The sequence below is a fragment of the Nordella sp. HKS 07 genome (genome assembly GCF_011046735.1).
Taxonomy (GTDB): Bacteria; Pseudomonadota; Alphaproteobacteria; order Rhizobiales; family Aestuariivirgaceae; genus Taklimakanibacter.
Map to the genome: position 1 here is coordinate 1,265,009 of NZ_CP049258.1, position 13,164 is coordinate 1,278,172.

The 13,164-nt window shown below is 62.9% G+C and carries 10 protein-coding genes; 5 read left to right on the forward strand and 5 right to left on the reverse strand.

What is annotated here, in order from left to right:
* Positions 1-148: 148 nt before the first annotated feature.
* The 4 genes from G5V57_RS06040 to G5V57_RS06055 all read right to left on the reverse strand — a co-directional run bounded on the left by G5V57_RS06040 (position 149) and on the right by G5V57_RS06055 (position 7,119).
* Positions 149-1,282, reverse strand: coding sequence for a TIGR03032 family protein (locus tag G5V57_RS06040; RefSeq protein ID WP_246737550.1), 1,134 nt, complete (start codon positions 1,280-1,282; stop codon positions 149-151).
* A 146-nt stretch (positions 1,283-1,428) separates the two neighbouring features.
* A complete protein-coding gene (locus tag G5V57_RS06045; RefSeq protein WP_165166651.1) occupies positions 1,429-5,196 on the reverse strand; it encodes an autotransporter domain-containing protein in 3,768 nt (1,255 codons plus the stop codon).
* Between the two features lie 26 nt (positions 5,197-5,222).
* Positions 5,223-6,071 carry a FecR domain-containing protein gene (locus tag G5V57_RS06050; RefSeq protein WP_165166652.1) on the reverse strand — a complete coding sequence of 283 codons (849 nt, stop codon included), beginning with the start codon at positions 6,069-6,071 and terminating at the stop codon, positions 5,223-5,225.
* 136 nt (positions 6,072-6,207) lie between these two features.
* Positions 6,208-7,119 (reverse strand): LysR substrate-binding domain-containing protein, encoded by a 912-nt coding sequence (locus G5V57_RS06055; RefSeq protein ID WP_165166653.1) that lies wholly within the window; start codon positions 7,117-7,119, stop codon positions 6,208-6,210.
* 118 nt (positions 7,120-7,237) lie between these two features.
* Here G5V57_RS06055 and G5V57_RS06060 point away from each other — a divergent pair, with 118 nt between their 5' ends.
* The 5 genes from G5V57_RS06060 to G5V57_RS06080 all read left to right on the forward strand — a co-directional run bounded on the left by G5V57_RS06060 (position 7,238) and on the right by G5V57_RS06080 (position 11,783).
* Positions 7,238-7,972 carry a LamB/YcsF family protein gene (locus G5V57_RS06060; RefSeq protein WP_246737551.1) on the forward strand — a complete coding sequence of 245 codons (735 nt, stop codon included), beginning with the start codon at positions 7,238-7,240 and terminating at the stop codon, positions 7,970-7,972.
* Positions 7,973-7,983: 11 nt separating this feature from the next.
* Positions 7,984-8,220: an acetyl-CoA carboxylase gene (locus G5V57_RS06065; RefSeq protein ID WP_165166655.1), complete on the forward strand. Its 237-nt coding sequence runs from the start codon at positions 7,984-7,986 to the stop codon at positions 8,218-8,220.
* 211 nt (positions 8,221-8,431) lie between these two features.
* Positions 8,432-9,796 carry an acetyl-CoA carboxylase biotin carboxylase subunit gene (locus G5V57_RS06070; RefSeq protein WP_165166656.1) on the forward strand — a complete coding sequence of 455 codons (1,365 nt, stop codon included), beginning with the start codon at positions 8,432-8,434 and terminating at the stop codon, positions 9,794-9,796.
* A 150-nt stretch (positions 9,797-9,946) separates the two neighbouring features.
* Positions 9,947-10,822 carry an allophanate hydrolase subunit 1 gene (locus tag G5V57_RS06075; protein WP_165166657.1) on the forward strand — a complete coding sequence of 292 codons (876 nt, stop codon included), beginning with the start codon at positions 9,947-9,949 and terminating at the stop codon, positions 10,820-10,822.
* Positions 10,812-11,783 carry a biotin-dependent carboxyltransferase family protein gene (locus G5V57_RS06080; protein ID WP_165166658.1) on the forward strand — a complete coding sequence of 324 codons (972 nt, stop codon included), beginning with the start codon at positions 10,812-10,814 and terminating at the stop codon, positions 11,781-11,783. Before G5V57_RS06075 ends, G5V57_RS06080 begins: the two co-directional genes overlap by 11 nt.
* A 208-nt stretch (positions 11,784-11,991) precedes the next feature.
* Here G5V57_RS06080 and G5V57_RS06085 read toward each other — a convergent pair whose 3' ends face one another.
* Positions 11,992-12,960, reverse strand: coding sequence for a helix-turn-helix domain-containing protein (locus tag G5V57_RS06085; RefSeq protein ID WP_165166659.1), 969 nt, complete (start codon positions 12,958-12,960; stop codon positions 11,992-11,994).
* Positions 12,961-13,164 lie beyond the last annotated feature (204 nt).

The window sequence follows — 13,164 nt, forward strand, 5'->3', positions numbered from 1 at the left end:
TAAGAAACCGACGCTAAGTCAGAGAAGCGCACGGAAATTTGATGGTGTGGCCATTTAGCCACAACCCGCCATGGCCCCGGATATCTCCGGTCGTAAACTACGCCGGCAACATTCAACTTGTAGCTGTCCCAAAACGGCGCCAGCCGCCTCAGGACACGGTTTCAGGCGTCAAAGGATCATGGGTGATAAGGGACTTGATCTCATTGGACGCGAAGTCCAGCGACATCGGACAGGCGATGCCGGGCAGCACGGCGACGTCATAGATCTCCGCCACCGCCCCGTCGATGCGGAACCATTCGACACAGGTCTTCTTGTCGAGATCGATCACCTGGATGCCGCACCAGGGCTCGGAATCGGCTGCTTTCAGCCGCTCATCCAGCTTCAGTCCCTCGAAGCGCTTGTAGCGCGGCTTCGACAGGCCGACGAAGGCATGCCGGCCCCGGATCGCGAGGCCGCGGCCGAAGCCCGGACAGAACATATGGGGGCGGAAAGACTTCGTCGCGAGATCGACCTCACCCAGTTCGCCGGTGCCGGAATTCAACAGCCACAGGCGCCCGTCGACCAGGCGCGGCGAATGCGGCATGGACAGGCCCGAGCAGACGATCTCGCCCGTCTCCACATCGATGACGATGCCGCCATCGGCGCGCCGGTCGCGCCAGCCGTCGATCGTATCCGAGCGCGAGACGGCGGTCACATAGCGCGGCCTGCCCGCCTCCATCGCCAGCCCGTTCAAGTGGCAGCGATCCTCATTGACGAGGGCGGAAATAAAGGGCGGCATCCAGATCGGAGTGAAACTGTGGCGTTCGGACGGCACCGCCAGACAATTATAGGCTGTGTTGACGAAGACGATCCGGCCGTCGGCCATCAGCCCTATGTCATGCGCGTCGAGTATGCCGGTCGTATAGGTGAGGCGCGGCACATAGCAGGCGTCCTGCGTGTGATTGATCGCCTGGCCCTTGTCGAGCACATTCTCGAAGCGCTGGATCTGGAACAAGGTGGCGAGCGCCAGCGTGTGGCCTTCGACACAAAGGCCCATCGCCTTGGGAAACAGCCGCTCATCCACCATCAGCCCGCCCTTGGGATTGCGGCCGAGGAGATAGAGCTTGCCGGACTGATAGGAGGTGAAGCCCGCCGAGACGTCGAGACGGGCGAGCAGGCGCGGAAAGCCATTCGACATCGAATAGGTGACGGCGGGGGCCTTGTCGGCGGCTTGGTTTGGCTGAGCTTTGTCCTCGGCGGGTGCCGGAGCTTCGATTGATGGCGATGAGTCGGACGGAGACAAGGCGGATTCCCTACTGAAACGAATGCGATGAGCGGCAAGACCTAGCGCGCTTCATGACGTCCGATCAACTTCCATCTGGAAGCGGGCTCGACTATTCGACGCGATGGCCGATCAGTTTGTCTCCCGCAGCGCCGTCACGCGCTGACCTACCAGGCATATCTGATGCCGGCATTGCCGCTATAGGCGTCATAATCGCTGGCGAATTGATAGTTCCCGCGCAGGAAGCCCGACCAGCCTTCCGGGCTCGCGACGGCGAAGCCGAGCGAGACATCGCCCATGGTGGCGCCCGGATCATCCGACACGCCGAGATCCGGCAATCCCGGGGTGGCGATGGTGGCATTGTTGTCGCCCGAGAAGTCTTCCCAGACGCTGGCGATCACATCGCCCGAATAGATCATGGCGTCGCTGGCGGTATGATCGAAGCCGAGCCTGAGACCCAGCCTGCCCATGACGCTGGTCTCGTCATCGAAAGCGACCGTGCCGCCGAAGACATCGACATCGTCGATCTCGCTATGCACCGCGGCGAGCGAGGCCTGCGGTTCGACGAACAGGCCTTCGCCGAATTTGTAGCCGGTGTCGATCCGGCCGCCGATATTCAGAGCGTCGGTGTCGCCGTCATCGGCAGCGGGTGCCAAGTCTTCCGGATCGATCCCGATGTCGAGGAAGTCGACCTTGAGCGTCGCATCGACAAAGAAGGCGCGGTCGAGATAGGTCGCATAGACGCCGACCGAGGGGCCTTCATAAGTCCATTCGGTATTGGTCTCGTCGAATTTGAGCGTGGAGGTGAGATAGCCGCCGAAGACGCCGAACAAAAGCGCGTCGCCGACATCCTGGGTGCCGAAATCGAAGCCCGCGAGACCGCCCCAGATCGTCTGCTTGCGGTCGAGGATGAAGCCATCCTGCTCGTCGTCGCGCTCGAGATAGGCGCCGACGCCTGAGAACCAGAAGCCGGGCGTGACGCGTGCAACGGGTGTCGGGGCGACCGGCTCGCCGAAATCGGCGACCGGGGTGACGCCGGTGCCGCCGAGCAAAGACTTGAGATCCATCTGCCGGCCGAGCAGCGTTCCGAGCGACTGGAACCACATATCCTGGGCGCCGGTCATGCCGCCGGCGAATTCCTCGGCGCCGATGCCGATGCCGGAGGTGAACAGTTCATGCACGTTTTCAGCTGCGTTGAAGCGCATGTCCCAGCTGTAGAAGCCGGCATAAAGCGGCCCGTCGAGGACAAAGTCGCCAGCGCCGGTGATGCCGCTGAAAACGCGGATGACCGGTATACCCTCGCTGGCGCCCGTGGCATCGACGACATTGACGTGGACCTTCGTCACGCCCGTGACATTGCCTTCAATGTGGAGCTCGTCCGCTTTGCCCTCGGGCCCGAGGATGGCGTCGACCGACAAATGGCCGTCTTCGCTCAGATAGTCGGTATCGCCGGCGAACACGCTACGGATCACCAGGCTGTCGCCCGCCTGGCCGTCGACCAACGAAACCAGCCCTGAATTGTTGAAGCGCTCGAGACCGGCGAGGATCGATGTCTCGGGCGCGCCGGGATCGGCTGCGGCGAACAACACACCGCGGTTGTTAACCTCATCGTCTCCGCCGTCGTCGAAGTTGTTTTCACCGGTGGTCGACCACAGGCCGTCATTGTTGAACGTATCATCGGATGTGCTGAGCTGCACCGTGCCGATGATCGCGCCGGTATTGTTGATCTCGGTCGCGCCGCCGGTCGCCACGATCGCGTAGGCATCGGACAGCGCCGACAGATTGCGCACGATGCCGTCATTGGTGATGGTGATCGACTGATCGTCCCGCGACTTTGCATAGATGCCGGAGGCCCTGCCCTGCACCAGGCCCGCGCCGCCGATCTCGATCTCGGTGCTGTCGCCACGATTATTGTCGGCGTAGATGCCGAAGCCGGGATTGCAGATGCAGTTCGCGGTGACATTACCATCCTCGCCCAGGCCGGTGATCGTGCCATTGACCGTGATCTTGAAGGCGCCGCCCGCGCCGTCTTGCGTGGCGTCGATGCCGTCATCCCCGCCTGTCACCACGCTTCCCGGCCCGGTGATGATCGTCAGGTCGTTGTCATCGCTGTCCGGATTGCTTATCGCATAAATGCCGTCCTCATAGGCGCCGGTGACCTGGCCATTGACCTCGATTTTCAGGTTGCCGGAGCCGTAATTGCGCGCATGGATGCCGTGTCGGTCGCCGCCGACGATGCTGCCCGCGCCGGTGATGATGGTGAAGTCGCCGCCGATTTCGGTCAAACCTTCGCTGCCGTCGAGGCCAAATATGCCATCACCCGTCTGGCCTGTGACCTGGCCATTGGCGGTGATCAGGAACTCGCCGTCGCCGCTGTCCTCGGCATAGATGCCATAATATCTGCCGGTCACCTTGCTGGCGCTCTCCGTGGCGATGGTAAGGCCGAGCGCCCTGCCCTCGACAAATCCACCTGAATCGCCTCCCACCCACAACTCGCTATAGACATTGCGGGCGAAAATGCCGGCGCCATTTTTGCCGGTGACTTCGCCTCGGGTAGTGATCGTCAGGCTCCCGGCGCCGTAGTTGCGCGCATCGATGCCGTCCGCGACGCCTCTGATCGTACTGGCGGCGCCCGTGGTGATACTCATATTCTTGGTGAGATCGGGATTGTAAACCGGGGCATAGATGTCGACGTCGCGATTGACGGCATGGATTCCGTCGCCATTCTGAGCGTAGCCGCCCACCAGGCCATTGGCTGTGATTTCAAGCCTGCCGATGCCGCTATTATAGGCGCCGATGCCGTTGCCGCCGCCCTGGATCAGGCTTTGCTCGCCCGTCTGGACGATGAGGTCCGTGCCATAATTCTTGGCAAAGATGGCGTCATTGATATTGCCGAACACGACGCCGTCGGCGGTGATCTTGAGATAGCCGGAGCCTTTGTTCAGCGCATCGATGCCATTGGAGTCCTGGATTGGATTTAGCGGATTCACCGGCGCCTCGCCGCGGATCACGCTCGAGGCGCCGGCGGCGATGATGAGATTCTGCCCTTCGTTGACGGCCTGTATGCCGTCGCGGTTGCGACCGGTCACCGCGCCGTCGACGGTGATCGACAGATCGCCGGTGCCGTAATTCTGCGCGTGGATACCACGGAAGTTGCCGTCGACAACAGCCTGCGCGCCGATGGTGATCTTCAGATCGTCAGCCTCGGGCGCGTTGTCATAGATGCTGCCGTTGCGGGCAAAGATGCCATCAAAATCGTTGCTCCTGGCCCGGCCCTGGATGTCGATGCTGAGATTGCCGGTGCCGTAATTGCGTGCCTCGATGGCGTTGTCGTCGCCGGTGATTACGCTCCGGGCGCCGGTGGTGATCGTGAGATCCCGCCCTGTGTTGAAGGCATATATGCCGTCGCTGGCGATCTCCGGATCATCCGGGTCCAGTCCGGTCACCTCGCCATTCACGGTGATGGCGAGATTGCCGCTGCTCAAATTCTTGGCGAATATGCCGTTCTTGGTGCCCGTGATGATGCTGTTACCGGTGATCGTCAGCGAGCCATCGATTTCCTCCGATACATCGTCATCAGAAACGACGAAAAGCCCGGTGCCATCCTCATTCGTGATGGAAGACGCATTGTCGTCCGTGAAGCTGATATTGCCGTCACCCGTGATGGTGAGGCCGCCGGTCTCGACCACGAAGGGCGGGCTGGCGAGCGTCGATACTTGCGCATTGTCCTCGTTGATCGTGATGCCGTCGGTATCCGTGCCGCTGCATTGATAGCTGGGCGCCGACGAGGCGGTACAATCGGCATGGGCCGGACGGCCATAAGAAAGGAACGGCGACATTGCCAGGATGGTGGTGAGCGTCAGGCGATTGCGCAGGATGCGGCTGGCTCTGCCGGCGGGAGCACCCGAATTCATCCTGATCAGCGGCCTAGCCATGTCCCGACGTCCCATCGTTCAAATCACTAATTGCCGCCCTGGCCGGGTCCGCTGCCCTCATTGCCGCCACCGCCGCCCGCCGATCCGCCACCCGGGGCGCCAGCGCCGCCGCCCGGATTGCCGCCGCCAGGGCCGCCGGGCGATCCGCCGCCGCCCGAGCTTCCGCCAGGCCCCGATCCTTGCGGGCCGCCGCCTTGATTGCCATCCGGAGTATTCAGGATCAGGCCGAGGCTCGAGCGGCAGGAGCGCGTATTCAGCCGGAAAGACCGGGCCAGCGTTCCCTGATTGACGATGTAAGGCAGCGCCCTGAGCGCCTGGCCCTTGGCGCGGCCGCCCAGCTGATCGACATCGTTGCGCCGCGCCCGTCCGACCCCGCAATTGTCGGGGATCGTTTCGCAGCGCCCGGAGACGCAGAGCCTTACCCCGCCCTCGAGCACGGCGATCAGCGTATCGCCATCCGAAGAGAAGTCGAACGCCGTGCCGCGGATGCCAATCGTGGCATTCGCGGTCTTGATGTCATAGGCGTTCTTGGCCGATCTGCCGCTGATGAAGCGGAAGGTGCCGCGAAGCGCGTCGACGGAAAATTTCTGCGCGCGGTTGCCGCCGCGCATCAGGAAGCGATCGATCACCAGCGTGGAATTGGGCCCGACCACCAGCTTGGTATCGTCCACGAAGAGGATCTGGACATTGCCTTTGCCGGTGACAATCTCGTCGTTCTCGAATATCGCGGTCCCGGCGCTCAGGGCGCGGCCGGAGCCGGTCGGCGCGCCGGCAACGGCGACAACTTTGCCAATGGGCGTTGCGGCGCCTGCGAAAGCCGAAAATGAATACAGACCTATCGCAGCCGCAAGCAACAGTCGGGCAGTAAGCGCCATCCCGTGGAAATCCCCAGCCGTCTCCCCCTGAGTAATGAAGTGTGACGGGTTTCCACGCGAAAGACAATCGGCTTCCGTCGCTGTACTGCTACAAACCTTCGGTTGCAGAACGATCGGACAAATTCGGGATTCTCGATCACACGGCCGCGGCGCCGCTGAAAGTCATGCTCATGAAATCATGAAAGACGCGGGTCGCGGGGTCTTGCTGCACCGCCCGGTTCCAGGCGAGCCCCACATCCATGCTCGGGATATCGCCGATCACATTGCGCGTCTCGATGCGCTGGCCCTCGAGCGACCAGGGCCGGTAGACCATGTCGGAGAGCACGGTGACCCCCATGCCGGCGGCAACCATGCTGCGCACCGCCTCGACCGACGAGGTTATCACCAGCATGCGCGGCTCGAGACCCGCCTTGGCCCAGTATTTCCCCGCCGTATCCATGGCCTCATCGACGGTGAGCATCACATAGGGCTCTCTCGCCACATCGGCGAGCGTGATGTTCTCGCTGTTGAGAAGCGGATGCTCGACCGGCAGCCACAGCCGACGCCTGGAGCGCAGCAGTGTCTCCGACGCGATGCGCGCCGTGTCGGCGAGGTTGGAAACCAGCATCACCGCGATATCGAGGGTGCGGTCGACGAGCCCGCGCTCGATCGCTTCGCGCGGCAATTCGCGCAGCTCGACGCTGATACGCGGATAGTTGCGCAGGAAGCGGGCATAGTGGCGCGGCATGAAATAGCCGGCCACCGTATAGGTGACGCCGACCCTGATATGGCCGGCATGCGCCATGTCCTCCGTCAAAGGCGCGCTGATCGCCTCGTTCACCGCCGCCATGATGATGCGCGCATGCTGCAGGAAACGCGTGCCTTCGGCGGTCAGCGCCACGCCGGTCGGCAGGCGCACGAACAGGCGCACGGAGAGATCCTCCTCGAGCTGCTTGATCGCCGCCGTTACCGCCGATTGCGAGACATTGAGCTCGATGGCCGCCTGGCTCACCTGCCCGGCATTGGCGGCGGCGAGGAAATAGCGCACTTGCTTGATCGACAGGGCCATATCTGATTTTCCGATAGTCGAGCACAGTTTTTCCGATTTTACAATATCAGCTTCCCAACTCAATATTTGCATCCGCAAACAAGAGCCGCGACGGCCGGACCTATCGGGAGGAGTGAGTGTGACAGCTATCAACTGTGACATGGGCGAGGCATTCGGCCTCTATAGAATGGGCGACGATGCCGGCCTGATGCCGCTGATCGATGTCGCCAATGTCGCCTGCGGCTTCCACGGCTCGGACTTCAACCATATGCGCATCACCGTCGAGCTCGCGAAGAAACACGGCGTCAAGGTCGGCGCCCATCCCTCGCTGCCCGACCTCCAGGGTTTCGGCCGGCGCGAGATGAAGATGCCGCGCGAGGAGCTCACCAACTGCCTCATCTATCAGATCGGCGCGTTGAAGGGCTTTCTCGATGCCGCCGGCATGAAACTCAACCACATCAAGCCGCATGGCGCGCTTTATGGCATGGCGGCCCGCCAGGAGGATATGGCGCATGCGGTCTGCGACGCCGCCGATATCTTCAAGGTGCCGCTCTTCGGCATGGTCAACACGCTGCATGAGACGGTCTACAAAGCGCGCGGCCACACCTTCGTCCCGGAATTTTACGCGGATCTCGACTATCGCGACGACGGCAGCCTGATCATCACCCGCGAGCACGAGGCCAAGGACCCCGACGAGGCGGCAGCCAAATGTGTGCGGGCCATCAAGGAGAGCAAGGTCAGAAGCGTCGGCGGCAAGGACGTCACCGTCGGCTCGGCGACCATCTGCATCCATTCCGACACGCCCAACGCCGTCGCCATCGCGGCCGCCGTGCGCAAAGCCGTCGCCCCCTATCTCGATGCCGCCAGACACTGAAGAGAGCGCCCATGTCCAACCAGCTTCTTTCGCCGCTTCCCGGAACCTTCTATCGCCGTCCTTCCCCCGACAAGCCGATGTACAAGAATGAGGGCGACGAGGTCGCGGTCGGCGACGTCATCGGCCTGATCGAGGTGATGAAGTCCTTCAACGAGGTGAAGGCGGAGGTCGCCGGCAAAATCGTGAAGTTCCTCGCCGACAATGAGGAGCCGGTAATGGCCGGCCAGCCCCTGGCGGAAATCGCGTGACGATGAAGTTCGACGTGCTCCTCGCCGATGAGCCCTCGCCCCGCGTCAGCGGGGAGAGGGAGGGGACCCATTGCGCAGCAATGGGGAGGGTGAGGGGCCCGCATCAAGATCACACCTTCTCGTTCAACAGGCCCCTCACCCCTCCCGCCGCTTTGCGGCGGGTCCCTCCCCTCTCCCCGCTGAAGCGGGGCGAGGGTTTCACGGCCTCCCCATGCTGAAATCCCTGTTCATCGCCAATCGCGGCGAGATCGCGGTGCGCATCATCCGCGCGGCGCGCGAATTGGGAATCCGCACCATCCAGGCACACAGCGCCGCCGATGCCGACTCGCTCGCCGTCAAGATGGCGGACGAGGCCGTCAATATCGGCCCGCCGCATGCGGCGAAGTCCTATCTCAATATTCCGGTCATCATCGAGGCTGCGAAGAAGGCCGGCGCCGACGCCATCCATCCGGGCTATGGTTTCCTCGCCGAGAATGCCGGCTTTGCCGACGCGGTCACATCCGCCGGTTTGATCTTCGTCGGCCCGAGTGGCGATGCCATCCGCACCATGGGCGACAAGGTTTCCGCCCGCATCGCCGCCGAGAAAGCGGGCGTGCCCGTCGTGCCGGGCAGCGGCGGCCGGATTGACGATCTCGATGAGGCCGCGAGGGTCGCCCACCGCATCGGTTATCCCATCATGATCAAGGCCGCGGCCGGGGGCGGCGGACGAGGCATCCGCATCGCGCAAACGGCCGGGGAGTTCACGCAACTTCTGCCGCAGGCGCAGGCGGAGGCCCAGGCGGCCTTTGGCGATGGCGGCCTTTATATAGAGAGGCTCATCCCCGCCGCCCGTCACATCGAAGTGCAGGTGCTGGGCGACGGCGAGCGCGCTATCCATTGCTTCGAGCGCGAATGCTCGCTGCAGCGCCGCCGCCAGAAGCTCTGGGAAGAAGCCCCCTCGCCCGTTTTACCCGAGGAGGTGCGCGAGGCGCTCTGCGCCTCGGCCGTGGCGCTGGCCGAAGCCGTCCACTACAAGGGCGCCGGCACGATCGAATATCTCTATGACGACGAGACGCGGCACTTCTATTTCATCGAGATGAACACCCGCATACAGGTCGAGCATCCGGTGACCGAATTCGTCACCGGCCTCGATCTCGTCCGCGAGATGATCCTCATCGCCGGCGGCGAGCGCCTGCGGCATCAGCAGAAGGACATCAAACGCGCCGGCCATGCGATCGAGGTGCGCATCAATGCCGAGGACCCGGCCAAAAACTTCATGCCCTTCCCCGGCACCGTCAAGGGATTGCACGTTCCGGGCGGTCCGGGCACGCGCTTCGACACCATGCTTTATGACGGCTATCAGGTGCCGCCCTTCTATGATTCCCTGCTCGGCAAGCTTATCGTCTGGGACGAGACACGCGGACAGGCGATCGACCGCCTGACGCGGGCGCTTGGCGAACTCGAGATCGGTGGCCTCAAGACGACGAAGCCGCTGCATCTCCTCCTCGCCGCCGATCCGCAAGTGCGCGAAGGAAAATTCCATACGCGCTGGCTCGAGCCCTGGCTTGAAGCCAACGCATCGAGATTGGCGGAGTAAGAGGATGTACTCATCCTCTCCTCCGTCATCCCGGCGAAAGCCGGGATCCTTTCAATAGGAGCGATTGCGGCAGCGCCGCTCGTTCTGAACGAATTTAGTGGATCCCGGCTTTCGCCGGGATGACGATAAGACTTGGGAGGTGGCGCTTCGATGAAGACCCGATATTCCTATGGCGGTGACGAGCACATCTTCGCCGAGATGGACGAGGAGATGTCGCTCGACGCTTTCTTCAAGGCCCTGTTCATCACCAATGCGGTGAGGGACGCGAAGATCAAGGGCGTCGCTGAGATCTGCCCGGCCAATGCCTCGATGCAGATCAAGTTCGATCCCGATGTGATCAAGCCCGCCGACATGCTCAGCGAACTCAAGAAGTTCGAATCCGTCGCCGAGAAGGCGGAGCCCGTCATCAAGACGCGCATCATCGAGATCCCGGTCTATTACAACGATCCGTGGACGCATGAGACGCTGATGCGCTTCCGCGAGCGCCACCAGGATCCGAAATCGACCGACATCGAATATGCCGCGCGCATCAACAATCTCGGCGGGCCGGAGGGTTTCATCAAGGCGCATTCGGGCTCACCCTGGTTCGTGTCGATGGTGGGCTTCGTCGCCGGCCTGCCCTTCCTCTATCAGATGGTCGAGCGGCAGCGGCAGATCGAGGCGCCGAAATATCTGCGCCCGCGCACCGACACGCCGAAGCTCACCGTCGGCCATGGCGGCTGCTTCGGCTGCATCTATTCGGTGAGAGGTGCCGGCGGCTATCAGATGTTCGGCATCACGCCCATGCCGATCTACGATCCCAACCAAAAGATCAGCTACCTGCGCGATTTCATGTGCCTGTTCAAACCGGGCGACATCGTGAAATGGAAGCCGATCGACCGCACCCAGTATGATGCGACGGTGGCCGATGTCGATGCCGGGAAATTCGCGCCGCTGATGCGCGATGTCACCTTCTCGCTGGCCGACTTCCACAAGGACATCGACGCCACGAACCGCAAGCTCAACGAGGTGCTCCATGGCCATTAAGGTGATCAAGCCGGGGCTTGCCACGACCGTCCAGGACCTGGGACGGCCCGGCTATTACAATATCGGCATCCCGCTGTCGGGCGGCATGGACCGCCTCGCGACCCGCGCCGCCAATATGCTAGTCGGCAATGATGAAGGCGCCGCCGTCCTCGAAGCCGTCTTCATGGGCCCCGAGCTCGAATTCACCGCCGATGCGACGGTCGCCGTCACCGGCGCCGAATTGCCGCCGAAGGTGAATGGCGCCGCCCGCGACACATGGACGACCTTTGCGGTGAAGAAGGGCCAGGTGCTCTCCTTCGATTACCTGAAGAAGGGGGCGCGCGCCTATATCGCCGTGTCCGGCGGCATCGATGTTCCGGTGGTGCTGGGCTCGCGCTCGACCTACGCGCTGGGGGCGTTGGGCGGCTTCAAGGGCCGCAAGCTCGAGGCCGGCGATGAGTTACCTGTAGGCGACGGCAAGGGCGCCAAGGACGGCCGCGTGCTGCCGGTGAGCTTGCGCCGTGTGCCCGGCAATCCGGCCGAACTGCGCATGGTGCCGGGACTTTATTGGCACCGCATCACCGAAGCCGCCGGCCAGCATTTCTTCGAGGATACATGGAAGGTGGCACCCGAGGCCGACCGCATCGGCTATCGCTTCAAGGGTGGACGGCCGCTCGATTTCGTGCCGCGCACGCCACCCTTCGGCGCCGGTTCAGATCCCTCCAATATCGTCGATGCCTGCTATCCTTACGGCTCGATCCAGGTGCCGGGCGGCACCGAGCCCATCGTGCTGCATCGCGACGCTGTGTCGGGCGGCGGTTATTTCATGCTCGGCACCGTGATATCGGCCGACATGGATATCATCGGGCAATTGCAGCCGCATACGCCGACGAAGTTCGTGGCCGTCGATCTCGAGGCTGCGCTGCAAGCGCGCCATGAGCGCGAAGGCGTGCTCAATAAGGTCAGAGCGACACTCTCATGATCTTTCCCTTCTCCCGCTTGCGGGAGAAGGTGCCCGACAGGGCGGATGAGGGTGTCGGTCAGACTTGCGGGGGCCTGAAGAAGCTTGCTCGTATGTTACGAATGCGATGATGCACACACATATCACATTCAAAGAACACCCTCATCCGGCCTTCGGCCACCTTCTCCCGCAAGCGGGAGAAGGGGAAGGTTCGGAGAGCGTTCTCGCCTCATGCATCGAGGCGCGCGCGGGCACGCGCCTCGTCGCGATATTCCTTAGGCGACATACCGAAATGAGCCTTGAACGTCCGCGAGAACTGAGCCTGATCGCCGAAGCCCCAGTGATAGGCGATCTCGCCCACGCTCTGCGTGGCGTTGCGGTCACAGAGCGCCATGCGGCAGGCATCAAGCCGCTGGTCGCGGATCCAGGCGCTGAGCGTCTGGTTGGTGTCGCGGAAGAGCTCATGCAGATAGCGCAGCGAGATGCCGCAATTGCGCGCGATCATCTCAGGGTCGAGCGCCGGATTGCGCAGGTTCTTGCGCACGAAGGCCTCGATGCGCATCAGATGCGCCGCCCGCATGGTCGAGCCGCCGGAGGTGAGCGTCCGGTCGTCCGCTTTCAGCGCCAGGACGAGAAGATCGATGAGCTGCTGGCCGATCGTGGCGCGCGTCTCGTCGTTCATTTCGTCGAAGCGGTCCGGGATCAGATGCAGCATGTCGGCGAAGAAGCCGCCGGCGCCATTGGCGGCGTCGAATTGCAGCGAGCAGAAACGGTCAGGCCCGCGCAGGCGTCCGCCGAGCGCTTTCGCCTCGACCTTCATGACCCAGAGATCGGACGCTTCGCTGTGGCTGAACTCGTAAGGCTCATGGCTGCGCTCGAGGATGAAGGAGCCTGGCGCGCAATAGACGTCCTTGCCGCACTGCGAGAAGAACACCTCGCTGAGCGCCGGCACGGTGATGAGGAAATGCTCGTCGCGCTCGGCGCGGAAATGATGCGGCAATCGGCGATAGCACAGGCCATCGGATGTGAGCCTGGAGAGCGACACGCCGCCGAGGCTCCAGTCGGTGATTTCGCCCGAAAAGCGCGCCGGATCGCGGAAGCTGAGATCGAGCGGAAAATAGGCTTTGGCGATCGTCTCGTGCCAATGCCGGCTGCGCTCGCTGAGCGCGACGCTGTTGGTGGAAATACGCCGTTTCATGCCGCACTCCGCATGCGGAAAATGTTACGGCGGCAAACGCGCCGGCGCAATGGAAACCGTGCCGACTGCACGGGAAATCAAATCCGCGTTCACCCGCAGCAAAGACCTGAGGCCCAGACGAGGCTTAGGCTCCCGCTCCGCAATGGTGCGATAGACGCCATGCCGAAGGTGAGGAAAATGAGGCCGGACCGGGATCCGGCCATT

Bases quoted from the DNA above. Each gene is read 5' to 3' on its own strand.
- G5V57_RS06075 (WP_165166657.1), top strand. From the start codon at position 9,947: ATGAAGACCCGATATTCCTATGGCGGTGACGAGCACATCTTCGCCGAG.
- G5V57_RS06070 (WP_165166656.1), top strand. From the start codon at position 8,432: ATGCTGAAATCCCTGTTCATCGCCAATCGCGGCGAGATCGCGGTGCGC.
- G5V57_RS06050 (WP_165166652.1), bottom strand. From the start codon at position 6,071: ATGGCGCTTACTGCCCGACTGTTGCTTGCGGCTGCGATAGGTCTGTAT.
- G5V57_RS06065 (WP_165166655.1), top strand. From the start codon at position 7,984: ATGTCCAACCAGCTTCTTTCGCCGCTTCCCGGAACCTTCTATCGCCGT.
- G5V57_RS06085 (WP_165166659.1), bottom strand. From the start codon at position 12,960: ATGAAACGGCGTATTTCCACCAACAGCGTCGCGCTCAGCGAGCGCAGC.
- G5V57_RS06080 (WP_165166658.1), top strand. From the start codon at position 10,812: ATGGCCATTAAGGTGATCAAGCCGGGGCTTGCCACGACCGTCCAGGAC.
- G5V57_RS06045 (WP_165166651.1), bottom strand. From the start codon at position 5,196: ATGGCTAGGCCGCTGATCAGGATGAATTCGGGTGCTCCCGCCGGCAGA.
- G5V57_RS06055 (WP_165166653.1), bottom strand. From the start codon at position 7,119: ATGGCCCTGTCGATCAAGCAAGTGCGCTATTTCCTCGCCGCCGCCAAT.